At 36.8% G+C, this 23,957-nt stretch carries 23 protein-coding genes, 2 tRNA genes and 1 rRNA gene; 20 read left to right on the plus strand and 6 right to left on the minus strand.

Annotated elements, in window-relative coordinates; genetic code table 11:
• The 7 genes from rrf to ACSLUO_RS11420 all read left to right on the plus strand — a co-directional run.
• A 5S ribosomal RNA gene (gene rrf, locus ACSLUO_RS11390) occupies nt 1–87 on the plus strand; the annotation flags it as partial.
• 460 nt (nt 88–547) lie between these two features.
• The gene (locus ACSLUO_RS11395) at nt 548–1,141 is read left to right on the plus strand and encodes a hypothetical protein (RefSeq protein ID WP_448248660.1); all 594 of its coding nucleotides are present in this window, start codon (nt 548–550) and stop codon (nt 1,139–1,141) included.
• Between the two features lie 100 nt (nt 1,142–1,241).
• The gene (locus ACSLUO_RS11400) at nt 1,242–5,327 is read left to right on the plus strand and encodes a thrombospondin type 3 repeat-containing protein (protein ID WP_448248661.1); all 4,086 of its coding nucleotides are present in this window, start codon (nt 1,242–1,244) and stop codon (nt 5,325–5,327) included.
• A gap of 2 nt (nt 5,328–5,329) precedes the next feature.
• Nucleotides 5,330–5,959: a fumarylacetoacetate hydrolase family protein gene (locus tag ACSLUO_RS11405; RefSeq protein ID WP_448248662.1), complete on the plus strand. Its 630-nt coding sequence runs from the start codon at nt 5,330–5,332 to the stop codon at nt 5,957–5,959.
• 112 nt (nt 5,960–6,071) lie between these two features.
• A tRNA-Ser gene (locus ACSLUO_RS11410) sits at nt 6,072–6,162 on the plus strand.
• Nucleotides 6,163–6,613: 451 nt separating this feature from the next.
• Nucleotides 6,614–6,754 carry a hypothetical protein gene (locus ACSLUO_RS11415; protein WP_448248663.1) on the plus strand — a complete coding sequence of 47 codons (141 nt, stop codon included), beginning with the start codon at nt 6,614–6,616 and terminating at the stop codon, nt 6,752–6,754.
• Between the two features lie 252 nt (nt 6,755–7,006).
• On the plus strand, nt 7,007–8,713 hold the full coding sequence (locus tag ACSLUO_RS11420; RefSeq protein ID WP_448248664.1) for a DUF4153 domain-containing protein: 1,707 nt from the start codon (nt 7,007–7,009) through the stop codon (nt 8,711–8,713).
• 735 nt (nt 8,714–9,448) lie between these two features.
• On the opposite strand, the gene ACSLUO_RS11425 is transcribed toward ACSLUO_RS11420, so the two are convergent.
• Nucleotides 9,449–9,823: a hypothetical protein gene (locus ACSLUO_RS11425; protein WP_448248665.1), complete on the minus strand. Its 375-nt coding sequence runs from the start codon at nt 9,821–9,823 to the stop codon at nt 9,449–9,451.
• Nucleotides 9,824–10,054: 231 nt separating this feature from the next.
• Between ACSLUO_RS11425 and ACSLUO_RS11430 the strand changes: the two genes are divergently transcribed.
• The 7 genes from ACSLUO_RS11430 to ACSLUO_RS11460 all read left to right on the plus strand — a co-directional run bounded on the left by ACSLUO_RS11430 (nt 10,055) and on the right by ACSLUO_RS11460 (nt 15,692).
• Nucleotides 10,055–10,765: a spondin domain-containing protein gene (locus ACSLUO_RS11430; RefSeq protein ID WP_448248666.1), complete on the plus strand. Its 711-nt coding sequence runs from the start codon at nt 10,055–10,057 to the stop codon at nt 10,763–10,765.
• Nucleotides 10,766–10,774: 9 nt separating this feature from the next.
• Nucleotides 10,775–11,473: a spondin domain-containing protein gene (locus ACSLUO_RS11435; RefSeq protein ID WP_448248667.1), complete on the plus strand. Its 699-nt coding sequence runs from the start codon at nt 10,775–10,777 to the stop codon at nt 11,471–11,473.
• Nucleotides 11,474–11,558: 85 nt separating this feature from the next.
• Nucleotides 11,559–12,287, plus strand: a complete 729-nt coding sequence (locus ACSLUO_RS11440; RefSeq protein ID WP_448248668.1) for a response regulator transcription factor — start codon at nt 11,559–11,561, stop codon at nt 12,285–12,287.
• On the plus strand, nt 12,280–13,782 hold the full coding sequence (locus ACSLUO_RS11445) for a sensor histidine kinase (protein ID WP_448248669.1): 1,503 nt from the start codon (nt 12,280–12,282) through the stop codon (nt 13,780–13,782). Before ACSLUO_RS11440 ends, ACSLUO_RS11445 begins: the two co-directional genes overlap by 8 nt.
• 78 nt (nt 13,783–13,860) lie before the next feature.
• Nucleotides 13,861–14,673 (plus strand): M48 family metallopeptidase, encoded by an 813-nt coding sequence (locus ACSLUO_RS11450; protein WP_448248670.1) that lies wholly within the window; start codon nt 13,861–13,863, stop codon nt 14,671–14,673.
• 14 nt (nt 14,674–14,687) lie between these two features.
• Nucleotides 14,688–15,353 carry an SDR family oxidoreductase gene (locus ACSLUO_RS11455; protein ID WP_448248671.1) on the plus strand — a complete coding sequence of 222 codons (666 nt, stop codon included), beginning with the start codon at nt 14,688–14,690 and terminating at the stop codon, nt 15,351–15,353.
• A gap of 132 nt (nt 15,354–15,485) precedes the next feature.
• Nucleotides 15,486–15,692, plus strand: coding sequence for a hypothetical protein (locus ACSLUO_RS11460; protein ID WP_448248672.1), 207 nt, complete (start codon nt 15,486–15,488; stop codon nt 15,690–15,692).
• 30 nt (nt 15,693–15,722) lie between these two features.
• Here ACSLUO_RS11460 and ACSLUO_RS11465 read toward each other — a convergent pair whose 3' ends face one another.
• The 5 genes from ACSLUO_RS11465 to ACSLUO_RS11485 form a co-directional block, all read right to left on the minus strand.
• Nucleotides 15,723–16,058 carry a TusE/DsrC/DsvC family sulfur relay protein gene (locus ACSLUO_RS11465; RefSeq protein ID WP_448248673.1) on the minus strand — a complete coding sequence of 112 codons (336 nt, stop codon included), beginning with the start codon at nt 16,056–16,058 and terminating at the stop codon, nt 15,723–15,725.
• A complete protein-coding gene (tusB, locus tag ACSLUO_RS11470; protein WP_448248674.1) occupies nt 16,049–16,339 on the minus strand; it encodes a sulfurtransferase complex subunit TusB in 291 nt (96 codons plus the stop codon). Before tusB ends, ACSLUO_RS11465 begins: the two co-directional genes overlap by 10 nt.
• An 11-nt stretch (nt 16,340–16,350) precedes the next feature.
• Nucleotides 16,351–16,707, minus strand: a complete 357-nt coding sequence (gene tusC, locus ACSLUO_RS11475; protein ID WP_448248675.1) for a sulfurtransferase complex subunit TusC — start codon at nt 16,705–16,707, stop codon at nt 16,351–16,353.
• Nucleotides 16,704–17,093, minus strand: a complete 390-nt coding sequence (gene tusD / locus ACSLUO_RS11480) for a sulfurtransferase complex subunit TusD (protein ID WP_448248676.1) — start codon at nt 17,091–17,093, stop codon at nt 16,704–16,706. The genes tusC and tusD overlap by 4 nt, the downstream gene beginning before the upstream one ends.
• A 93-nt stretch (nt 17,094–17,186) precedes the next feature.
• Complete coding sequence (locus tag ACSLUO_RS11485) at nt 17,187–17,855, minus strand: Bax inhibitor-1/YccA family protein (RefSeq protein ID WP_448248677.1); 669 nt, start codon at nt 17,853–17,855, stop codon at nt 17,187–17,189.
• 348 nt (nt 17,856–18,203) lie between these two features.
• Between ACSLUO_RS11485 and ACSLUO_RS11490 the strand changes: the two genes are divergently transcribed.
• The 6 genes from ACSLUO_RS11490 to ACSLUO_RS11515 all read left to right on the plus strand — a co-directional run bounded on the left by ACSLUO_RS11490 (nt 18,204) and on the right by ACSLUO_RS11515 (nt 23,945).
• Nucleotides 18,204–18,294: transfer RNA gene (locus tag ACSLUO_RS11490), tRNA-Ser, on the plus strand.
• A gap of 730 nt (nt 18,295–19,024) precedes the next feature.
• Nucleotides 19,025–19,774: a helix-turn-helix domain-containing protein gene (locus ACSLUO_RS11495; RefSeq protein WP_448248678.1), complete on the plus strand. Its 750-nt coding sequence runs from the start codon at nt 19,025–19,027 to the stop codon at nt 19,772–19,774.
• 296 nt (nt 19,775–20,070) lie between these two features.
• Nucleotides 20,071–20,541 (plus strand): (2Fe-2S)-binding protein, encoded by a 471-nt coding sequence (locus tag ACSLUO_RS11500; protein ID WP_448248679.1) that lies wholly within the window; start codon nt 20,071–20,073, stop codon nt 20,539–20,541.
• Between the two features lies 1 nt (nt 20,542).
• A complete protein-coding gene (locus ACSLUO_RS11505; RefSeq protein WP_448248680.1) occupies nt 20,543–22,762 on the plus strand; it encodes a xanthine dehydrogenase family protein molybdopterin-binding subunit in 2,220 nt (739 codons plus the stop codon).
• A 30-nt stretch (nt 22,763–22,792) separates the two neighbouring features.
• Complete coding sequence (locus tag ACSLUO_RS11510; protein WP_448248681.1) at nt 22,793–23,806, plus strand: XdhC family protein; 1,014 nt, start codon at nt 22,793–22,795, stop codon at nt 23,804–23,806.
• Nucleotides 23,807–23,819: 13 nt separating this feature from the next.
• Complete coding sequence (locus tag ACSLUO_RS11515) at nt 23,820–23,945, plus strand: hypothetical protein (RefSeq protein ID WP_448248682.1); 126 nt, start codon at nt 23,820–23,822, stop codon at nt 23,943–23,945.
• Nucleotides 23,946–23,957: the final 12 nt, after the last annotated feature.

The following is a 23,957-nucleotide window of genomic DNA, read 5'->3' on the forward strand; positions in this document are numbered from 1 at the left end:
CTGATCCCATGCCGAACTCAGAAGTGAAACGCAATTGCGCCGATGGTAGTGTGGGAGTTCCCATGTGAGAGTAGGACATCGCTAGACTTCTATTAAAAGAAGCCCGCAACAATGTTGCGGGCTTTTTGCTTTCTGTCTCCATAATATTTACCAAAATCAGCTATATGTCATTATGAAGCTAGACTTCTAATTTAGTTTAGATAATGAAAGCAATTGCGCCTGTCGTTACTAGGCATCCATGCCTTCACGACATTAGTGCTTCCTGCACGTCATGGTAGTGTGGCTTATGTTGTAATAAAGCCCATGTGAGAACGCTCTCGTGCATCCATGCACTTCACGTCATTAGTAACTCCATTTACGTTAGTAGGACATCGCTAGACTTCTATTAAAAGAAGCCCGCAACAATGTTGCGGGCTTTTTGCTTTCTTCTGTTCATTATTTTCTATAACTATTTTACACTTTAATAAGTACCTGGTTTAAAAATTGCTTAGTAAATTTATTGATTTTTGTCGACATTAATCTGACGATATATAAGGTAAATATTGCTATGAATTTTCTTTCAAATAAAACCCTGTGGCAAAAGTTTGCCATAGTTAACGTAATTATATTTTCACTGTTCGGTTTCTTTCGAGCAAATGCCGCAGAAGTTGCAATCCAGCTGCATAGTGGTACCGAAGAAAATGCGATTGGTCATAGTTTAATATATTCTGATACTTTCACTACCAATAGAACTTATCGTTGGGGTGTTGCTTATAGTTATATTAATCAATTAAAAGCAACATGGAATGGTCAGCAAACGTTTTTCGATAATAATAATATTGATATTTATGCGGGTTATCGCTTTTTTCCAAAAAGTTACAACTCATTCTGGCGACCCTTTTCTTTTGAAGCACAAGTTGGGGCTTCAGTCTCATTAACTGAAAATAAATTTACCTTCGAAGAATATCCTGATCAAGAAATTGTTTTTAGCGAAAAGCATGATATTAATTTTATGGTTAATTTATTAACGCAATATCAGTTAACAAAGCAAACTAAAATTCAATTAGGTTTTAAGCATTACCCAAGTTTTTCTAATTTCGATAGTCAAAGTTCGATCTATTTAGGACTAAGTTATCAATTCGGTAAAAAGTACGGTTATTAATTTAACGAATGCTTTGATTAGAGTATCGGTAAAATGGTTCAATTAGTATTGTTTATCAGAACACTTAAAGTTAATAAAATTTCACTTACTGAGGTTGTGTATGCGGAATAATTATAAAGTTGTCGTGCTAATATTTTCACTGTTTATTAGTAATTTAGCATACGCCGCTGACACAGATGGTGATGGTTATGATGATTCAGTAGATGCATTTCCAAATGATGCTACTGAATGGTTAGATACCGATGGTGATGGTGTTGGCAATAACCTTGATGGTGATGATGACGGCGATAATGTTCTTGATAATAATGATCCTTTCCCGCTAGATAGCTCTGAGTGGTTAGATACTGACGGCGATGGTATTGGTAATAATACTGATGCTGATGATGATGGTGACAATGTTGCTGATATCGATGATCCATTTCCTTTAAATGGAGCAGAGTGGTTAGATACAGATAATGATGGTATCGGTAACAATGCAGATACCGACGATGACGGTGACGGTGTTATCGACACACAAGATGCGTTTCCCCTTGATAGTACAGAAAGTAAAGATACTGATTTAGATACACTTGGTAATAACATTGATGATGATGATGATGGTGATGGTATTCTTGATGAAAATGATGCCTTTCCCCTTGATTTTAATGAAGCTTTTGATACTGACGGCGATGGTATAGGTAACAATGCTGATACCGATGATGATAATGATGGTGTTATAGACGGTAATGATTTTTTACCACTTGATCCTACTGAATGGTTAGATACTGACGGTGATGGTATCGGCAATAATGCTGATGACGACGATGATGGTGATGGCGTTATTGATACCCTTGATGATTTACCATTAGATGCTAATGAATTAATAGATACAGACCAAGATGGCATTGGTAATAATGCCGATGCCGATGATGACGGCGATGGCTTAGAAGATGGCTTAGATGCTTGCCCATTAGATCCGCTTGGCAAATATGACACAGATGGTGACGGAATTTGTGATTATGCTGATCTTGATATTGATGGTGATGGCATTACCAATGGAGTAGATGCTTTTCCATACGACAATTTAGAAACCAACGATTTAGATAACGATGGTTTTGGCGACAATAGTGACGATGATATTGACGGTGATGGGGTATTAAATGGCGATGATACTTTCCCTTTTGATGCAACAGAATATATTGATACCGACGGTGACGGCATAGGCAATAACCTAGATGACGACGATGATGGCGATGGCATTATCGACAGCGGCGATACTTTTCCGCTTGATAGAACTGAAAGTAGTGATTTTGACGGTGACGGTATTGGTGATAACGCCGATACTGATATTGATGGTGATGGCATTTTAAATGGTGTTGATCCAGATCCCTACGATATTGATGAAACTACCGATACCGATAATGATGGTATAGGTAACAATGCGGATCCTGACGACGATGGTGATGGCGTTGGTGATTTATTAGATAAGTTCCCTTTAAATGCAGCTGAGCAGTACGACTTTGATAACGATGGTATCGGTGATAATGCCGACTCAGATGATGATAATGATGGTATTTTAGATGTTAATGATACATTCCCATTTGATGCTAGTGAATATATAGACTCAGATAATGACGGTATTGGTGATAATGCTGATACTGATGACGATAACGATGGTGTAACCGATAGTGAAGATGCATTCCGTTTAAATATAAATGAATGGTTAGATACCGATGGTGATGGCATTGGAAATAATGCCGATTCAGATGATGATAATGATGGTGTTATAGATAGTGATGATGTTTTTCCGTTAAATCAAGCTGAGCAATATGATACTGATAATGATGGTATTGGTAATAATGCTGATTTAGATGATGATAATGATGACGTCTTAGATATGAATGATGCATTTCCATTTAACCCATTAGAAAGTCATGATTTTGATGGTGATGGTATTGGCGACAATGCTGATAATGATGATGACAATGACGGTATTGCGGATATTAATGATGAATTTCCATTTAACGTTCTCGAATATATTGATACAGACTTAGATGGAATTGGTAATAATTCAGACACTGACGATGATGGTGACGGTGTTCCTGATAATTTGGATTTATTTCCGTTAAACCCTAACGAATCTTATGACTTTGATAATGATGGTGTTGGTGACAATGCCGATAGTGATGATGATAATGATGGCGTTTTAGATGTTGATGATGCGTTTCCATTTAATCCAACGGAATACCTTGATACCGATATGGATGGCATTGGTAACACATTAGATACTGATGATGATGGTGATGGTGTGCTAGATCACTTAGACCAATTGCCACTTGATCCTAACGAAAGCAAAGACAACGATTTAGACCTAATTGGTGATGAAGCTGATCCCGATGACGATAATGACGGTATGAGTGATGTTTTTGAACTTAAATATGGCTTTGACCCATTTAATGCAGCTGATGGTGCTTACGATACAGATGGCGATGGCGTAAATAATGCCGCAGAAGAATTAGCGAATACTAATCCGTTAATTGATGATTATCCACCTGTTATTACACCACCACAGGCGGTACATTATTTAGCAAAACATACCTTTACTGAATTTAATTTAGCAGAGTTAATTGCTCTTACTCAAGTGTCGGTGTCTGATGGTTTAGATGGTGCTAATTGTTGTAATTTAACAGCTTTAGGGTTCGAACGTGGTGCTAAAAATGTTCGTTCTGGCTTATTGAATGTTACTTGGCGTGCAGTAGATACCGCAGGTAATATTGCACAATCACAGCAAGTTGTTCATGTTCATCCATTAGTGAATTTTTCGGCACAAAAAACGGTTGCCGAAGGTGATACGATTAGAGTTACTGCCGTTCTTTCGGGCGAATCACCTGTATATCCTTTGATTTTACCAATAGAAATCACTGGCGATGTTGATTCATCTGATTATTCAATTGCGGCCGATCAAATAGTGATCAATTCAGGCACCGAAGGATACATTGATATTCAATTATTATCAGACTTTCAACTAGAAGGTAATGAAGAATTAATTGTATCGCTAGCGCAAAGTGTTAATGGTGGTATTTACAAAAAACAAAGTATTATTATTAGTGAAGATAACTTAGCACCAGTAGCTGATGTTAGCTTCATTCAACAAGCGCAAGCGGTAACAACAGCAGCTAAAGATGCCGGTGAAATTACCGTGCAGTTGAATATACTTGATACCAATATTAGCGATACCCACGTTATTGATTGGCAAATTCCAAGTGCTATTATTGCCCAAGTTAGCTCTGATCAGCTCTCTGTATTTATCGACCCTTTGTTGGTTGATTTTAACGGCCTTGATAATACTTTATTAAACTTTACTGTTACTATTACTGACAGTGGTAATGGGCAATTAAGCCAAACAGAACACATTAGCTTACCTATCACTAAAAGTAACGTACGGTTAACCAGTAACGATACTGATAGAGATGGCACGAGTGATCTTAGCGAAGGTTATAGTGATTTAGATAATGACGGTTTACCGGCTTATTTAGACAGCTCTGACATTCCATATTTACAACCATTACACGTTAATGCCGCTGAAGTTAAATTAATGGAAACAGAACCTGGCTTAACACTTAAATTAGGTAAATATGCGCGCTTACAAGCGTCTGACGGTACGTTATTATCAGCGCAAGAAATTGCCGCCACAGGTTTGATCACCAGCGATACACTTGTTCATCAAAACGACTATTTTGATTTTGAAATTAAAAATATCACCCCATTTGGTCGCTCAGTTGATATTGTTATACCGTTATCAACAGCCATACCTAAAAATGCCGTTTATCGAAAATATACAGCAGATAATACTTGGCAAAACTTTGTTGAAGACAGTGTTAACGTAATTTCATCAAGCCAAACTGTTAATGGCGTATGCCCAGCGCCGCATAGCGCGTTATTTCAAGCAGGACTTATTGAAGGTAATTTGTGTTTACGACTAACCATACAAGATGGTGGCGTCAATGATGCCGACGGTATTGCCAACGGCACAATAGACGACCCTGGTGGACTAGCTATTTTGCCTAATGAAGTGTTAGTACAACAAGAAAAAGCTGAAAAATCGAGTAGTGGTAGTGTGCATTATGTCATGCTAATGCTCTTAGGTTTATTAGGATTTTATCGTAAACGTTCGTTACTACTTAAGTTAGTGTTTAAGGTTAAATAGTTGTGAATACTGTTAATTTACAAGGCCAACAGATTAAACCTAGTAAAATACTGTGTATTGGTCGTAACTATGTTGAACATATTCATGAATTAGGGAACGAAATTCCTGAAGAAATGGTGGTGTTTATAAAACCGAATTCAGCAATTACTGAACAGCTTCAAGCGGGTCATCAAAATACCGATTTACATTATGAAAGCGAACTTTGTTTTATGTATCAAGCAGGGCAGTTTATCGCCGTTGCTTTAGGGTTAGACCTAACTAAACGCAGTTTACAAACACAATTAAAAGCAAATGGATTACCTTGGGAGCGAGCAAAAGCGTTTGACGGTTCTGCTGTTTTTAGTGATTTTGTTCCGTTATCTGATGATATGGTTGAAAACCTTGCATCTTTAGCACTTAGCTTAAAAATTAACGATACGTTAATACAGCAAGGTGGCGTGGAACTTATGATGTATAAACCTGCCGAAATACTGAATGAGCTTAGTCGTTTCATCACACTAGAAGATGGCGATATTGTGATGACAGGCACACCCAAAGGTGTTGGAAAAATTAATCAAGGCGACCTTTTTCAAGGGCAGGTAACACATAATAATCAGGTAATTATTAACCACTCTTGGCAAGTAACTGGTTAAAAACAACCAAATTGATGAAAACTTGCGCGAACCCACAAAAATATTAAATTAATGCTTTACAAATAGTTGAAGTGTTATTAATATTCGCCCCGCTTTAAAGATTAAAGCGCTTGGTGAGATGGCTGAGTGGTCGAAAGCACCGGTCTTGAAAACCGGCATGGGTTTGTAGCCCATCTAGGGTTCAAATCCCTATCTCACCGCCATATATAGAAAACCCGTTAATCGAAAGGTTAACGGGTTTTTTGCTTTTTGTTGTCTGATAAAGTTCTTTGGGTTTGTAGGTAACACCTAACGTAGGGTTCAAATTTCTATCTCACCGCCATATATAGAAAACCCGTTAATCGAAAGGTTAACGGGTTTTTTGCTATTTATTGTTTAAGAAAATTCTAGGGTTTGTAGGTAACACCTTAACGTAGAGTTCAAATTTCTGTCTCACCGCCATATATAGAAAGCAGCAACTTTAACGAGTCGCGTTTTTTTTTCGTCTGCGATATATGCTCGCGCTTTGGGTTTGTAGGTAACACCTAACGTAGGGTTTAAATCCCTACCTTATCGCTATATTGTTAATAACTAATTGATTTTACTTTAAAAATGTAAAAAGTTTTTTCGTTTATGGCACCTTGTCACATAACTCTGTCACAAACAGGATAAGTTATGACCACAATTTCCAATTATTTATACCAATATCCACAGAGCAAACAATTCTACTTTCGGATACGAATACCACGTGAAATTTCTCGTAAATTATGCATTAATGCTTTTACCCTTAGTGGCGAGCTTAAAAAATACCAATAAGGACAAAGCCCGTTGGTATGCGTTATATATCATCTCAAGAATAAAAAAGATTGGATTAAAACTAGATTTTGAACTTCTTTCATTATGGTATTGCAGCTTTAGTCGTTTTAGCTAAGTCCTCTTAGCTGTGTTTTTATTATATTTTCTAAAGGGTATTTAAATTTAAGTTTTCTGACTTTAGCTTTAATTACGAAGTGTTTTAATGAATCAGTTTAATGTAAAAGTCGAAATATAACTAAAAGAGTAATAGATATGGATAATCAACTACCAAAAGCCTTAATTATTATAATTTCATTAATTCAAGGTATTGTTTTAACACTACTGTACCAAAGTGTTAAATATAAAGTTTGGCCTGCAATAGAACCTGTGTGGTTAACTTCTTTGGTAACGTTGGCAATTAGTTTACCGCTATTGTCCTTATTGTCGATAACAAAAAATAACGTTAAAGAAATTATCAAATACCTTTTGCCTTTTTGTTTGTTGTTATCTGTATTAGGTGGCTACGTTGGATTTCAACAAGAGCCTATCGAATTTATCAATAATGGTACTGTCGTTGCTATTTTCTGTTTTACAGCCTTAATCGCATCGTTTAAAGCTCTTATGTATATTCAACAATACATGAGCCATAAAGCGATTAGTTATAGCTCTCTTTTCCAACTGTCGTGGCGAAACTTTATTATTTTTGGTGAATGCTGGCTATTTGTTGGCATATTTTTCGGTATATTACATTTAGGCGCAGGCTTATTTTCTGTTTTAGAAATTGATTTTTTTAAAGAATTATTAAAAAAGAATTGGTTTGTTATCCCTGTACTTAATGTTGCTTTTGGTTTTGCTATTATCATTTTTAGAAATATTATTCATACCGTTGATAACATTTCTACCATTTTACACACACTGATTAAATTTTTACTGCCAGCATTAACGATTGTTTCATTGGGCTTTTTAGCAACATTACCATTTACAGGTTTAGAAACATTATGGAAAACAGGTACTGGTAGTTTATTAATTATGTGGTTACAAGCATTAACATTATTCTTTGTTAATGCCGTTTATCAAGATGAATCACATGAACGCCCATACAACGCTATATTACATCGATTAATCTTCATTGGTGTAGGTTTGTTACCTGTTTATAGTGTTATTTCTGCATATGGCCTTTGGCTTAGAGTTGAACAGTATGGTCTAACTGTAGATCGCTGTTGGGCAATTTTAATTTGGTTAATATTGGCTTGTTTCTCTTTTGGCTATTTATATGGCATTGTTAAGAAACGTGATAATTGGCTCGAAGTGCTAAGTAAGGTCAACATTTCTATGGGGATTGTAGTGCTTGTTGCTATGTTGCTAGTTAACACTCCTATTCTAAACTTTCAAAGTATTTCTGCATCAAGTCAAATAGGTCGTTTACTTGACGATAAAGTTACTTATGAAGATTTTGATTATCGTTATTTTGATCGGTCATTGGGGCGTCAAGGGTATCTTGAATTACAAGAGCTTAAAAAAGGTCTACCTGAAGAGTACGTTAAAACAATTGATAGAATGTATATCAATTATAAACATACTGAAAAAGACGGTTTAAGTCTTACGGATTTTGATAATTATGCGACCTATTGGCCGAATAAAGATGCAGTTCCAAAATCTCTTGTTGACGCTGTTTATCAGGATGAAATAGGAAATAACAGGTACACTTATCGTGATAAGGGGTATTATTTTATTGCTCAAGATCTTAATAATGATACTGAACCTGAATTTATTGTTATCACCCAAAGAGATTTTTCTTCGCATGCTGAACTTTGGTTATATAAAGATAATAAATGGCAAGGCAGATATATGAGAGCGAAAAACTTGCGAAAAAATAAGGCTTTAAATGAACATATTTCTAATAACAGAGTAGAGGTCATGTCTCCTAAATGGAACGATTTAAAAATAGGGGATATCACGCTAAGTGTTACATCTGATTAGTATTCAAGCCGTCATTTGACGGCTTTCTTTGGGTTACTTTTCCTTTTAGGAAAATCTCATTTTCTTTCTTATGAAAACACAAACTTACGCTCGGTAAGTTTTCCAGTGTTAAAACCTTTCATAAAAAAGTGATTATTAGCAAAAATATTTTGTTAATAATCTCATTATATTTTTTCAAAATATTTGTGTTAAAAATTTAGATATAACTCAGGAAATGTGCTGATGGTCAGACGTTTACTTTTTTTCGTCTACGATATGTGCATTTAATTTTATTAAAATTAAATAATTGTACAAAAGCGCCTTACTGTTTACCGAGAACTTTAAAAATATGAAGGCTCCCCATAAACAACAGCTAGTAAAAATAACAAAAAGAGTTCGTGAAAACGATTCGAAGTTAAAACTTTGATAGGGGTATTTAATAAGGTCTTAATCTGTCTGTTCTGAACAAGGAACGGGAAAGGATTAAGACCTTGGCTTTTGTTGTTAAACAAATTGTAAAATAAGATAAGAAACTAATATTGCTACCAGCGTATAAAAAATAACTGCTTCAGCTGATTTATCAAGTTTAGGTTTACTACTTTTATGTGATGGATGCCAATGTAACATAACCACCTCCGGAATATTATTAAACAAAAATACGTTATGTAACCATAACAACTGTTTAAAATCCTTTTAGTACTTATCACCAACGAAGATTTTGTCATCAATGACTAAATGTATTCAACGCCGATGTCCTTAGCTTACTAGAACTCCTCTGACCAATGCAAATAAAAAAATTAAACTAGGTAACGGTAATAGTATAGTAAACAGAATAGCTTCGCTCCACTCAACTAGGTTATATAATTGATACCAAAAGGTTTCTTTCGCTTTTTTTGAAGGTAAATTTTGAAAGAAAAAAATAAAAGCGCTTAACACTAAAGCTTGTAAAGCGGCAAAAACAATAAACATGGTTAGCCAAATTAATGCGTTTGGCGTGTTAAAGTTAATTTGTGTTGTTAATAAAAAATATAAAGTTAACCCCAAAGCGCTCCATATTAATAGCCGCCAGCGGTAGCCTGACATCAGTTGTGCCACTGAATGGAATACCGTTGGGGTGAACAAATACTTCATATTATTCCATGCTTTAATGATGTTCGTTAATTTTATCTTAGCAGTCTTTATGCTGTTGTAAACCAAGTAAAAAATAAAAGCATGAAAATAGTAGAGCGGTGACTTCACTAAAAAATTTCATCATTTTTACGACAATGTCTTGTGATAAATTTGTGATAACTCTGTGAAAGTATTGCAACTTTTTCTTTTCATAATAAATCCGAATCCATTATTTATTAGAAAGGAAAACTCATGAAACTTAAGTCTATATTTGCTGTATCTACCTTAGCGGCTAGTTTATTTTCAACCAGTGCTTTAGCACAAGATTTAGAAATTACCGTTCAAAATTTAACTCACGGTATATATTACACGCCATTAATTATTGCGGCACACGATAGTTCAACGTCTATGTATACTTTAGGTGAAATGGCGTCACCAGAATTACAAGCTATGGCTGAAGGCGGTGATATTTCGGGGTTATCTAGCATACTTAATAATGCTAATGCAGATGTTGTTGAAAACCCAGCCAGTGGTTTATTAGCCCCAACTATGTCAACAACGGCTATGTTATCAACCAGCACAAATAACATGTATTTGTCGTTAGCAGGAATGATGTTACCAACCAATGATGGTTTTGTGGGTTTAAATAGTTGGAAAATTCCTCAAGAAGCCGGCACTTATATGTTCTATTTAAATGCCTATGATGCCGGTACTGAAGCGAACGATGAATTACTTTCAGCAACAGGTGGTGCGCCAAACAATGCAGGTATGCCTAATCCACCACCATTAATGAATAATAATACTGGCGGTACAGGTGTAACAACAACAGAAGCAAATGCTTATGTTCATGTTCACCGTGGTAATTTAGGTGACGATAACCCAACGGGTGGTAAAAGTGATTTAGATAATACCGTTCATCGTTGGTTAAACCCTGTTGCTAAAGTGACTGTTGTTGTTAAATAGGAGTAACGTATGAAAACCAAAAATATTTTATATTCGGTTACCGCTATTTCAGCATTATGTTTTTTATCGGCTTGTGATAGCGACAATGACGACAACACTGAGATGATGCCAACAACTTATAGCTATCAAGTGGCTGTTAAAAACCTTACTTATGCACAGCCAATATCTCCGGTAGCGGTGGTTTTACATAACGAAGGTTATTTATGGCAAATAGGCGAGTCTGCATCTGTTGCTTTAGAAACTATGGCCGAAAGTGGTGATAATTCAGGCTTATTAGATGGCACTAATGTAATGGCGAGTGCTTCAGGTGCTGGCGTGGTTATGCCAAGCATGAGTGAAACCATTATGGTAAGTATTGAAGATACTATGCCGATGTATTTATCAGTAGCCACTATGTTAGTAAATACCAATGATGCCTTTACTGGTTTAAATGCTATTGATATTTCAAGCTTAGCTGTTGATGAATCAGTAACCTTTGCTGCTGGCGTTTATGACGCTGGTACTGAGAAAAACAGTGAAATGATGGGTACTATTCCAGGCCCTGCAGACAGTGGTGAAGGTTTTAATGCCGCCCGTGATGATGTTGATGTGGTAAGCATGCATCCAGGGGTAGTAAGCGCTGATGATGGCTTATCAACTTCGGTGTTAACTCAGGCACATAAGTTTGATAACCCAAGTGTTTCTTTCACTATTACTCGAATAGAATAAGCAGTTTATTAAAAAATATTGAATAAACTAGGCAATATTCACGGTCACCTCATTTAGCTTAATATAATAATTAAAGGTAAGTGAGATGACCGATCGGGTATTAGTTGTTGAAGATCAACCAGATATAGCAGAACTAATTAAAATTAGTTTAACCGAATTACATTTAACGGTAGAGGTTGCCAACACAGGGGAAGAAGCCATGAGCTTATTGGCAAGTCAGCAATATAGTTTGGTGATGTTAGATGTAATGTTGCCGGGTATGTCGGGTTTAGATGTTTGTCGTAAATTACGGGATTTGAAACCTGAACAAGCTATTTTAATGTTAACTTCGCGCGATTCAGAAACCGATCGTGTTGTTGGCTTAGAGCTTGGTGCTGATGATTACATGACCAAACCTTTTAGTGTTCGTGAGTTACAAGCTAGGGTGCGTGGTTTAATTCGTCGCGTACATTTGTTAACTAAATTATGCCAAGAGCAACAACACAAACAGCAACCAGATAACCATATTATTGTGGGTAAGTTATTTATCGACAATGTTAGTCATAAAGTTAGTGTTGAAGGCAAGGCACTTGATTTAACAGCAACAGAATATGATTTATTACGTTATCTTGCCTCTCATCCTGATCAAGTATTTTCTCGTTCACAATTATTAAGCTCTGTTTGGGGCTATCATCACAGCGGTTATGAGCATACGGTAAATTCTCATATTAATCGGCTACGCAATAAAATTGAACAAGACGCCACTCAACCTGAAATTGTACAAACCGTTTGGGGAGTTGGTTATAAATTTAATCCGAGTGGTGTTTGTGCGTAGGTTGTCGCTTTATCAACGTTTATCGTTTACGCTTTTTATTGTGTTTATCGCGATAACCTTAGTGTTTATTTTATGGTGGCAACAGGTTGAACAACAAACAAGGCAAGAGTCTGAGCAGCGTTTACATTTGTCATTAGCGGCTAATTTAGCGCGTGATAATCCGTTATTGCAGCAAGGGATTTATGATCATGAAGCGCTTGAAAACCTTTTTCATACCTTGATGGTATTAGGGCCGGCTTTTGAATTTTATTTTGTTGACCCTGATGGAAAAATTCTAACCTATTCGGCTGAATCATCATTAGTTAAACGGCAAAAAATCAGCTTAGAGCCAATTCATTTATTAATTCAAAATAAGGCGCTGTTACCTATTTATGGTGATGATCCTAAGCATTTAAGCCGACAAAAGGTGTTTTCAGCCGCGCCTGTGTTTAATGGCACAAGCTTGCAAGGATATTTGTATGTGATTGTTGCTGGCGAACGTTATCAACATGCCTTTGAAAATGTTCAGCAAGCTCAGCAAATGAAGGTGTCAATTTTACTGATTATTGTCAGTTTAGTGTTTTTGTTTTTTGTGATGTTATGGCTGTTTCGTGGCATTACTATGCCTATTCGCCAGTTAACGAAACAAATGGCTTTATTTCAATCGTCTGGTTTTAGTTTAGCTTCAATACAACAACCCGCATTGTTAGTAAAAAATGAGTTAGCAAAAAATGACAATGAGGTAGCACAACTTAGCCAAGTATTTAACGACATGGCGAAAAAAATTGACCAGCAACTTGCCCAATTAAGCCAAGCAGATAAAAAAAGACAAGCCTTGTTAACCGAAATATCACACGATTTAAGAACACCGCTAGCTTCTCTGACCGGTTATATTGAAGTAATTGCCATACAAGGTGAAAAACTCAGTAGTGACAAAAGACAAGAATATATTGAAACTGCGTTAAAAAATGCCTGTCAGTTGAATCATTTAATCGACCAAATATTTGAATTAGCGCATATTGAAAGTGGCCAAACGGCAGTGCATTTTGAGCCGTTTAATTTGATTGAATGGCTTTATGATGTTGTTGCTAAATTTAAGATAAAAGCAGAGCACTCAGGCGTAACATTACGAATAAATACGACTACTGATAATATTTTTGTTTGTAGTGATATTGGTAAATTAGAACGCGTGATCAGTAATTTAATCGACAATGCTATTCGCCATACTCAAGCTGGCGGTGAAGTTTGTTGTTTTGTTGAAAAGCTTAATTCGCAACAAATAAGTTTAAAAGTAAGTGATAACGGTAGTGGTATTAAAAAAGAAGAACTCGCTTATATTTTTGATGCTAGATATCGAGCAAGTAACGCTACCACGGGTAAACATAGCGGCTTAGGTTTAGCTATTAGTAAAAAACTTTGCCAATTATTAAAAGCCGATTTAAGTGTAACAAGTGTCATAGGTAAGGGCAGTGAGTTCAGCTTAATATTGCCCGAAGGGGGAAGTAAGGGAAAATAAATTGATAATAAATCAGTGCATTCGTTGATTAGCTTGTTAAAATATTGTCAGTATTTTTATTTAGTGAAAGGAATTGCCGTGAAATTAAAATTGTTATCGCTGGCGTTATTATCATCTCTAACCTTATTAACTGCATGTTCTACTTCGTCAACGGGGCGCAGTAAAATTGCTTTTATTTCACCAGATAAACTAAATCAAATGGGAGCCAGCTCATTTGAAGAAATGAAAACCAAACAAAAAATTAGTACCGATGCCAAGTTAAATGCTTATGTACAATGTGTTGCCGACGCTATTATTAAATATGTGCCTAAAAGCGCACATCAAGGTGACTGGGAATTAGTTGTTTTTGACTCTGAACAAGTAAATGCCTTTGCTTTACCGGGCGGTAAAATTGGTGTGTACACCGAAATTTTAAAGGTGGCTAAAGATCAAAATCAGTTAGCGGCGATTATTGGCCATGAAATAGGACATGTTATTGAAGGACACTCGAATGAGCGTTTATCGTCAGGGCAATTATCACAAGCAAGTTTAGCCATAGCTGGCGCGGTATTGCAAAGCCAACAAGTTGAATACAGTAATGAGATCATGGCAGGGCTTGGTTTAGGTGTTCAGTATGGCATTATTATGCCTTATGGTCGCGCTCATGAAAAAGAAGCTGATATTATTGGCCAAGATTTAATGGCAATAGCAGGGTTTGACCCAAAAGCCAGTGTTGCTTTATGGCAAAATATGGCAAAACTCGGCGGCCAGCAGCCACCTGAATTTATGTCTACACATCCAGCACACGACACTCGTATTCGTCAGTTAACGGAACATTTAAAAGTGTCTACACCACTTTATCAATCACAAAAAATACGCCCTAATTGTGTTAACCCACAAAGTAATAAATAAAACGGATTTAAACAATGAATAAAACAGTAGTGATCACAGGTGCAAATCGCGGTATTGGTTTAGCGTTATGCCAAGCGTTTGTTGAAAAAAATTATCAAGTTTATGCTTTATGTCGTCAAACTTCAGCCCAACTTACTAGCTTAAATGTCAATGTAGTTGAAGGTGTTGATTTATCAACAGAGCAAGGCTTTACCGTGATGGCAGCAGCGTTAAGCGATATAAATATTGATTTATTAATTTGTAACGCTGGCATTTTACGTGATGAAAGTTTACATGCGTTAAATGTTGATACTATTCGTCAACAATTTGAAGTAAATGCGTTAGCACCTTTGCGTGTTGTTGAGTTACTTCAAAACAATTTATCATCAGGCAGTAAGGTTGCTATGATCACCTCGCGAATGGGATCAATTGCCGATAATGGCTCAGGTGGCCGCTATGGTTACCGCATGAGTAAAGCCGCACTTAATGCAGCCTCAATGTCATTGTCAAAAGATTTAGCGCCGCGCAATATTGCTGTAGGTATTTATCACCCAGGTTATGTACAAACCGATATGGTTAATCATGGCGGCGATATTTCAGCCAATGTTGCCGCTGGCCGTTTAGTAAATTTAATGGAAAATTTAACTATGGCTGAAACGGGTGTATTTAAACATTCTAATGGCGAAGTTTTACCTTGGTAGACATTTTAAACTAGAATAAAATTGGCTAGCTTGTTTTTTGTTCGTTTAGACTGTTATATGCTTGATGCTTGATGCTTGATGCTTGATGCTTGATGCTTGATGCTTGATGCTTGATGCTTGGAGAGGTGGGTTATGTCTTTATCTATTGGTAGTAATAATACCAGCGTGCAAAACAATGTTGAAATCGCACATGGTTTAAAAACGGCAAAAATCGCGCAAACTCAACAAGAGCTAGAAGCAAAAATGGCATTACAATTAATTGAGTCGGCAAATTTAACAACGAGTACTGTTTCAGCGCCAACTGATACTCGCGGACAAACGATTAATATTAAAGTTTAACATTAATCGTTTTTTTTGGTTTTAAATTGTTTAAATACAACGAGCAGGCTTAGGCAAACCAGCATATTTTGTGGCTTGTTTGGCTGGGCCTTCAGGAAATAAGCGGTATAAATAACGACTACTGGCTTTTTCTTCGCCAAATTCAGCTTTCATCGCTTTTGTTAATGCTCTGATGGCTGGCGAGGTGTTGTAGGTTAAATAAAAATTTCTAACAAAATGTATTACTTCCCAATGCGCCTCAGTTAATGTGACATCATCTTGCTCTGCCAATACTGGCGCTAAAGCTTCATTCCAATCTTGATAGTTAATTAAATAACCTTGTTGATCAGTTTCAATAGCTTGTTGCTGAAAATTGATTATTGCCATGTCAGTACCTTGTTGTGTTCAATAGTGAGTTCAACCAGTTGCGACATTGAAATCATTTTTATCTGTTTGTTGTTGGTAATTGCGCGCGCTTGGCAATGTTCATCAATGGCATAAAAATTAAGAGGTATCACAGACTTAGAACCATCAGTTAAATGATGATTTAGGTTATAACAACCGTCATCTATAAGCACAATGGCATCATTAGCTAAGGCTGTTTGTAGGGCGCTACTAAGTTCATTTGAGTGATAAGCGCAAGTGCGAATTAAATGTAATGTGCTCATATCAGCCTTGTTTAAAAACGATAAATAACATCGTGCTGAGCTAATGCTTGATTAAACTCAACTTGTGATAAAACATCAACGTTATCAATGTGAAAGTTATTGCTTAAGCCCCGCTCAGTTAACGACGCCTGACAAACATAAACCTTTTCGATATCGTATAACTCAAATGCAGCAAAGGTTTTTAAATAATCTTTTTGTTTAAGCAATGCTAGCTGGGTATTTTCGATTAATTGGAAAACACCATCTTGATGAAAAAACAAACTTACTGCTTGTTCATAAGAGCCTAAAATTAAAGCTAAATCTAATGCGTCTTTCCCTTGGTTTTCAGCAAAAGGAGCGCGGCTGTTGATAATAGCGATTTTTTTCATAATTGCACCATACGATCCGCTTTCGCGGTAAGCTCAACTAACTCACCTAAACCAGAGACAATAAAATGTGATGAAATATTACTGTGTGTCCCTTGAGCTAAGGTTATTTCATCACTCAAGCCACGTTTTTCACCAGCGGTAATACATAAATGAAGCGGAACTTGGTATGTTTCATGTAGTTTTTGCCAGCCCTTAAGCGCTTGAAATTCATCATTTGGCATAGCTAAAACATTGCTCGCGTTTAAAACACCGTTTTGATAAAAAAATACCCCTAGTACTTCAACGGAAGGATTGAGCAGGGCGGCTTCAATAAAACAAAGTGCTGTAGCTGTATTATTACTATGTGGTGGCGATGTCACCATAAATGCCATGGTGTGTTTTGTCATTTATTTCTTATTTCAGTTGGTGCGATTAATAAAGTAGTAAACATAAAAAAGCCTCGACTTAGCGAGGCTTTCTATTATACCTAATATCAAGTATTAGTCATCAGAGTTAAATGCGCCTAATAAATGTAATAAGCTAGTAAAAATATTATAAATATTTAAGTATAACGATACGGTTGCGCGAATGTAGTTACGCTCACCACCGTTGATAATACGGCTAGTATCAAACAAAATTAAACCAGACATAATTAAAATAATCGCTGAACTTAATGCTAATGATACGGCTGGTACTTGGAAAAACATATTCGCAATACCTGCAATGATCACCACAATTAAGCCAACCATTAAAAAGCCACCCATAAATGAGAAGTCTTTTTTACTGGTTAAAGCATAAGCCGATAACGAGAAAAATATTAACGCTGTTCCGCCTAATGCTTGCATGATAAGTGAACCACCATTTGGCATGGCCGCATACATGTTTAACATTGGCCCTAAAGAAGCACCCATTAAACCCGTAAATGCGAATATCCAAATAAGCCCGCTTGCTTTGTCTGCTTGCTTATGAACAACAAATAATAAACCAAAAGCAACAAGTGTCATCACTAATGCGGCAATATGAGATAGATTCATTGCCATTGAAATACCAGCGGTAACGGCACTGAACGCTAACGTCATACCAAGTAGCATATAAGTGTTACGAAGTACTTTATTTATTTCAATTGCTGAACTTTGCGTTGCAGTTTGAAAACCCATATTTGATTGCATAAAATTTCCTCTATGAACTTTTAAATAAACCATTAGTTAAGATAAGGACTTTATATAAAAGTTCAAGTCTTAAAACTAAATTCTGACATATTATGACATGGCGATTTTTAAAATACTACGGATTAAATGTTTAATATAAATGAATTATTATCATTAATTGTAAATAAAGATGACTGATGTGTTGGTTAACCTGATGTTATTTTTATTCGCTTGATTTGTTTTTGCTGGAATATCCGACAAATTGTTTAAATAAATAGCAGTTAGAAAAAATTGCGCATTTTAGGCTTTACAAGTGAAGTATGACCCTTTAATATTCGCCTCGTTCTTGGCAATGCCGAGAATCATCATGGTGAGATGGCTGAGTGGTCGAAAGCACCGGTCTTGAAAACCGGCATGGGTTTGTAGCCCATCTAGAGTTCAAATCTCTATCTCACCGCCATATTCTAAGAAAACCGCAACTTTAACGAGTCGCGGTTTTTTTTCGTCTGCGATATGTGAATATTCTTTGGGTTTGTAGGTAACACCTTAACGTAGAGTTCAAATCTCTATCTCACCGCCATATTTAGAAAAACCCGTTAATCGAAAGGTTAACGGGTTTTTTGCTTTTTGTTATTTGATAAAGTTCTTTTGGGTTTGTAGGTAACACCTTATTTAGAGTTCAAATTTTTATCTCACCGCCATATTCTAAGAAAACCGCAACTTTAACGAGTCGCGGTTTTTTTTCGTCTGCGATATATGAATATGCTTTGGGTTTGTAGGTAACACCTTAACGTAGAGTTTAAATTTCTATCTCACCGCCATATTTAGAAAAACCCGTTAATCGAAAGGTTAACGGGTTTTTGCTATTTGTTGTTTAATAAAGTTCTTTTGGGTTTGTAGGTAACACCTTAACGTAGAGTTCAAATTTCTGTCTCACCGCCATATTATAAGAAAACCGCAACTTTAACGAGTCGCGGTTTTTTTTCGTCCGCGATATATGAATATGCTTTGGGTTTGTAGGTAACACCTTATTTAGAGTTCAAATTTCTGTCTCACTGCCATATTCTAAGAAACCGCAACAATTCAAAATTGTGTCATTTTATTCTTATTTATATGCGACAAATTCGGCGTGGATGTGATATTTTTATCAATATGTTTGCATAATACTAAATAAAGGGTGCTCTATTTATATGACTAAATTGAATGCGGCTTACGCTAGTGAGTTGATTGAGCAATTTGGCGCGCAACAAATTATTGCTATGTTTGATTTAATGCCAGATGTGTTATTTTGGCTTAAAAATGAACAAGGCCAGTTTGTTTATGCAAACTCAAATTTTATTGAGCATCTAGGCGTTTCTTCAATCAACCAAGTTATTGGTTTAACCGATTATGATTTTTCTCCTGAGCACCTTGCTAAACAATTTGTTGTTGATGATCAAAAGGTATTAAAAGGTGAAGCGGTGTCAAACCGGCTTGAGCTTAACCATACTACGAGTGGTGAAAATGCATGGTTTATTACCTCAAAACGTGCTTTATATAATGAACAAGGAGAAGCAATAGGCTCTTATGGTGTTTCAAGGCATATTGAAAAAACCTCGATTGCTTTATCGGGGATGGAAGCAATTAAAGTTCCGGTAAATTATATTCGTGAAAATTACATGAATGATATTACTTTACATCAGCTAGCTGAGATCACGCATTTGTCTATTTCCGCATTAGAGCGACGTTTTAAAAAACATTTATTTAAAACGCCTAAGCAGTTCATTAATGAATTTCGTTTAGAAATGGCAAGAAAGCTATTATTAGAAACTAATTTATCGGTTGCCGTTGTGGCAAGTGAAGTGGGTTTTCCTGATCATAGTTATTTTAGTAAGCAATTTAAGCGTTTATTTGGTCAATTACCCACTGAATTTAGGCAAGCTTATTTAACGGCATCATAGCAGCTGAGTATCACTAGTCGCTTTGAAATTAAATGGCTATGTGAGGTGTGAATATTATTGGTGCGATGTTTGTTTCTAACATGCGCGCAAGTCACTTCTTTATACAACCTACATAGTAATGAACGGTTACAAGATATAAGTTGTATATATCTGTTTACACTTTTTAATTTGCGTTATTTAACATTCACTTTATCTTAAAGCGCTAAAATAATATTTATTCTATGTCTTGCGCTATGCTTTTAAAACACGTTTAAAGTAAATTATTAAGACAAACCTAACCACAGTGATCCCCAATTATGACGAAAAAACTCATTATTAATAATGTTAGCTATGAAATTGACGTAGATGACAACATGCCATTATTGTGGTTTTTGCGAGACCAACTTGAAATAACCGGTACTAAATTTGGTTGTGGTAGTGGTTTATGTGGTGCTTGTACCGTATTGATTGATGGTGTTGCGATGCGCTCATGTATTATGCCGATGTCGACGTTAGTTGATAAGGAAGTGGTAACAATAGAAGGGTTATCTGCAAACGGTGATCATCCGCTGCAAAGAGCTTGGATTGAAAATAAAGTGCCACAATGTGGTTATTGCCAAGCAGGGCAGATCATGAATGCGGCTGGTTTGTTAGCAAGCAATAAAAACCCCAGTGATGAAGAAATTGTTACAGCCATGTCGGGCAACATTTGTCGCTGTGGTACTTATCAACGAATAAAAGCGGCGATTAAGTCAGCTTCTTATGAATTAGCCAAGGAGATAAAATAAGATGAACAACGATGTTTACGATGCTTTATCTCTGTCTCCTGACAACGAAAAACCAGTGATTGAAACTCAAGGCCTTAGTCGTCGTGGTTTTCTTAAGGTTTTAGCTGTTACTTCTGGCGGCTTTGCGCTGGGGATTTCATTACCGGGCTTTACGGCGAATACAAAAACAGTTGAATTTAATCCAAATGCTTTTATTCATTTATTTGAGAATGGTGACTTAGTACTTTATTGTGGCCGTTGTGAAATGGGGCAAGGCATAAGTACCGCGTTACCGTCAGCCGTGGCTGATGAAATGGAAGCAGACTGGTCAAAAGTTACCGTTAAGCAAGCAGATGGCGACGCTGAAAAATATGGCCCACAAGATACTGGCGGCTCACAAAGTGCCCGTAAAATGTTAACGCCAATGCGTGAAGCAGGTGCTGCAGCGAAAGCTATGTTAGTAGCGGCGGCAGCCTCGATTTGGCAAGTGTCTGAGTCAAGTTGTTATGCTGAAAATCATGCGGTTTATCATAAGCCGTCAGGTAAAAAATTAAGTTATGGTGAATTGGCTAAAACAGCAGCCAATATGCCTATTCCTGAAAAACCTCCGTTAAAAACTAAAGATCAGTATCGTTATATTGGCACTGAATTACCACGCCATGATTTAGCTATGGTGGTAAAAGGTGAACGTAAATATGGTGTTGATACCAAAGTTCCAGGTATGAAATACGCGGCGATTATTCATTGTCCAGTGTATGGCGGCAAGCTAAAAACCTTAGATAAAAGTGCTGCTTTAGCGATGAAAGGGGTAATTGATGTTGTTGAAATAGCCTCTATAAACTTACCATATAGTTCATTGGGGGGCGTTGCTGTAGTGGCTGATAATAGTTGGACAGCGCAGCAAGCGGTTAAATTATTAAAAGTAACATGGGATAAAGGTAAACATGGTGAGTACGATACTCAACAGTATCGTAAAATGTTAGTTGAAAATGTTGAAAAACCGGCGCAATTAGCACATCAACGCGGGAATTTAGAACAAGCTTTTGCACAAGCAAATGATAAACTTTCTGCTACCTATACCGGTGGGCATTTATGTCATTCACCAATGGAACCGAATGCGAGTGTGGTTTCAGTTACCGATGATAGTTGTGAAGTTTGGGCATCTACTCAAAGTCCTGCTGATATTCAAAAAGTATTAGCGACATTCTTAGGGCGTGAGCCAAAAGATATCTTGGTTCATGTAATGATCTCTGGTGGTGCCTTTGGTCGTAAGTTTAAGTGTGACTATGTTCATGAAGCTGCTGCAATATCAAAAGCAGTAAAAGCGCCAATACAGCTTATTTGGTCACGAGAAGAAGACATGCGAACCGGTTATTATCATTCTATTAGTGCTCAGCATATTGAAGCCTCAATTGATAAACAAGGTAATGTCACTGGTTGGCTGCATCGGGCAGCATTTCCAGCTATTAACTCACTTTTTGATCCGAGCTTAGATCGTGCGCCTAAAAATGCTTTAGGGGCGATTAATGATCATCCATATTATATTGAAAACTTTAGAACCGAAACCGGTGAAGCTCCCGCACATACTCGTATTGGTTGGTATCGAGCGGTATATGCTATATTTTTAGCTTTTTCTCATGGTGTTTTTGCTGATGAGCTAGCGCATAAATTAGGTAAGTCACCTTTTGATATGCTGAACCAGTTGTATGATGCGAATAACAATCCCAAACATCAAAAAATCTGTCAACGTTCAAAAGCTGTGCTGGCGTTAGCGGCTGAAAAGTCAGGCTATGGTAAAACGCTTCCGAAAGGTGAGGGTATTGGTTTAGCCGTGCATTATAGTTTTGAATCATTTGTTGCTATGGCAGTGCATGTGCGTGTAGATGGTGATGATATTAAGGTATTAAATGTTGATACGGCCATTGATTGTGGCCAAGTACTAAACCTTGATGGTGCAAAAGCACAAATGGAAGGAGCGGTGGTTATGGGGATGAGTTTAGCGCTTTATACCGAAATCACCTTTAGAGAAGGTGAGGTTGTAAACTCTAACTTCCATGATTACCCGGTATTAAGAATTAATGAAATGCCTAATGTTCGTGTGCATGCCATTGATTCTGACGAACCATCAACCGGTTTGGGTGAACCAGGTGTTGGGCCATTTGCTCCAGCACTTAGTAATGCGATTTTTGCCGCGTCAGGTCAACGTTTTCGTGATATGCCATTTAAACCTTTATCGGTATAAATAGTTTTAGTTTTAGTTTTTGAGGTTTATGTGTCAAATCGATTTCAACATATTGTACAACGCTGGTCGCTTGAAAAAGATGACTGTGAATGGGTACTAGCCACTATTATCGAAACTAAAGGCTCTGCTTATCGTAAAGCTGGCGCTCGCATGATGATCAATAGCTTTGGGCAAAGTTATGGCCTGTTAAGTGGTGGCTGTTTAGAGTCAGATCTTATGCGCCAAGCACGCAAGTGCTGGGATACTCATCAAAATCATATTGTTTGTTACGACATGCAAGATGAAAGTGATATTGCATGGCAGTTAGGCATTGGCTGTGGTGGTATGGTTAAAGTACTACTCCAGCCCATTAATAAAGGCAATAACTACCTAGATTTACTCAAAGTTAATTCCTTATTAACCGAGCGAAAATCCCTATATTACTATCAATATTTATTTGCGGATCAAATTGTAAACCGTGTTTTAGCTGATGATGAAGTTAAAGAAGTATTGGCTAAGCAGAGTGAAGAGAAAGTTGAGCCATCAGCATTTGTTAATCAAATAAAGCCACGACCAACAATTACGATTTTTGGTGGTGGCAGCGATGCAGTGCCTTTAGTAAATATGGCGAAAGAACTTGGCTGGTATGTCACCTTAATTGATAGTCGTACCAACTATGCTCGCCAAGCGTATTTTAAAAATGCGGATACTATCATTAAACAAGCTTATGATACGTTAACTAACCACCAAGCAATTGAGCTGGCTGATGTTATTGTTATTATGAATCATAACCTTGAATTAGACGCTAAAGCGCTAAAATTAAGTGAGCAGGGCAGTTGCCAGTATATTGGCTTGTTGGGGCCTTCGCATCGCACCGAGCGGGTATTATCATTAGGTGATATCAGCCAAAAGCGGTTAGCTACGCGTTTATTTAATCCGGTTGGCTTACACTTAGGTGGCGATTTACCCGAATCTATTGCTTTAGCTATTTTAGCGGAAGCCCACGCCTATGTAGAAAACGGTAGTATGTTACCGATGAAAGAGCACGTTAAAAGCAAAGGTTAAGTTAACTTTTGATATGATGGACAGCGGTGGTGGTTATCGTGGTTGGGCTTATAAAATGACGAAAAATGGTAAATTTATTCCTTTTTCTAGAAATTACGATCACCTGTGGGACTTGGAAATAGACCTAAGCTCAGATTAACTAACTCACTAA

Source organism: Thalassotalea agariperforans (genome assembly GCF_053470345.1).

Excerpts from the sequence above, each read along its gene's own strand:
- ACSLUO_RS11495 (WP_448248678.1), top strand. The coding sequence starts at position 19,025 with ATGACTAAATTGAATGCGGCTTACGCTAGTGAGTTGATTGAGCAATTT.
- ACSLUO_RS11440 (WP_448248668.1), top strand. The coding sequence starts at position 11,559 with ATGACCGATCGGGTATTAGTTGTTGAAGATCAACCAGATATAGCAGAA.
- ACSLUO_RS11515 (WP_448248682.1), top strand. The coding sequence starts at position 23,820 with ATGATGGACAGCGGTGGTGGTTATCGTGGTTGGGCTTATAAAATGACG.
- ACSLUO_RS11500 (WP_448248679.1), top strand. The coding sequence starts at position 20,071 with ATGACGAAAAAACTCATTATTAATAATGTTAGCTATGAAATTGACGTA.
- ACSLUO_RS11400 (WP_448248661.1), top strand. The coding sequence starts at position 1,242 with ATGCGGAATAATTATAAAGTTGTCGTGCTAATATTTTCACTGTTTATT.
- tusB (WP_448248674.1), bottom strand. The coding sequence starts at position 16,339 with ATGAGCACATTACATTTAATTCGCACTTGCGCTTATCACTCAAATGAA.
- ACSLUO_RS11485 (WP_448248677.1), bottom strand. The coding sequence starts at position 17,855 with ATGCAATCAAATATGGGTTTTCAAACTGCAACGCAAAGTTCAGCAATT.
- tusC (WP_448248675.1), bottom strand. The coding sequence starts at position 16,707 with ATGAAAAAAATCGCTATTATCAACAGCCGCGCTCCTTTTGCTGAAAAC.
- ACSLUO_RS11455 (WP_448248671.1), top strand. The coding sequence starts at position 14,688 with ATGAATAAAACAGTAGTGATCACAGGTGCAAATCGCGGTATTGGTTTA.
- tusD (WP_448248676.1), bottom strand. The coding sequence starts at position 17,093 with ATGACAAAACACACCATGGCATTTATGGTGACATCGCCACCACATAGT.
- ACSLUO_RS11395 (WP_448248660.1), top strand. The coding sequence starts at position 548 with ATGAATTTTCTTTCAAATAAAACCCTGTGGCAAAAGTTTGCCATAGTT.
- ACSLUO_RS11415 (WP_448248663.1), top strand. The coding sequence starts at position 6,614 with ATGACCACAATTTCCAATTATTTATACCAATATCCACAGAGCAAACAA.
- ACSLUO_RS11435 (WP_448248667.1), top strand. The coding sequence starts at position 10,775 with ATGAAAACCAAAAATATTTTATATTCGGTTACCGCTATTTCAGCATTA.
- ACSLUO_RS11420 (WP_448248664.1), top strand. The coding sequence starts at position 7,007 with ATGGATAATCAACTACCAAAAGCCTTAATTATTATAATTTCATTAATT.
- ACSLUO_RS11505 (WP_448248680.1), top strand. The coding sequence starts at position 20,543 with ATGAACAACGATGTTTACGATGCTTTATCTCTGTCTCCTGACAACGAA.
- ACSLUO_RS11430 (WP_448248666.1), top strand. The coding sequence starts at position 10,055 with ATGAAACTTAAGTCTATATTTGCTGTATCTACCTTAGCGGCTAGTTTA.
- ACSLUO_RS11425 (WP_448248665.1), bottom strand. The coding sequence starts at position 9,823 with ATGAAGTATTTGTTCACCCCAACGGTATTCCATTCAGTGGCACAACTG.
- ACSLUO_RS11465 (WP_448248673.1), bottom strand. The coding sequence starts at position 16,058 with ATGGCAATAATCAATTTTCAGCAACAAGCTATTGAAACTGATCAACAA.
- ACSLUO_RS11460 (WP_448248672.1), top strand. The coding sequence starts at position 15,486 with ATGTCTTTATCTATTGGTAGTAATAATACCAGCGTGCAAAACAATGTT.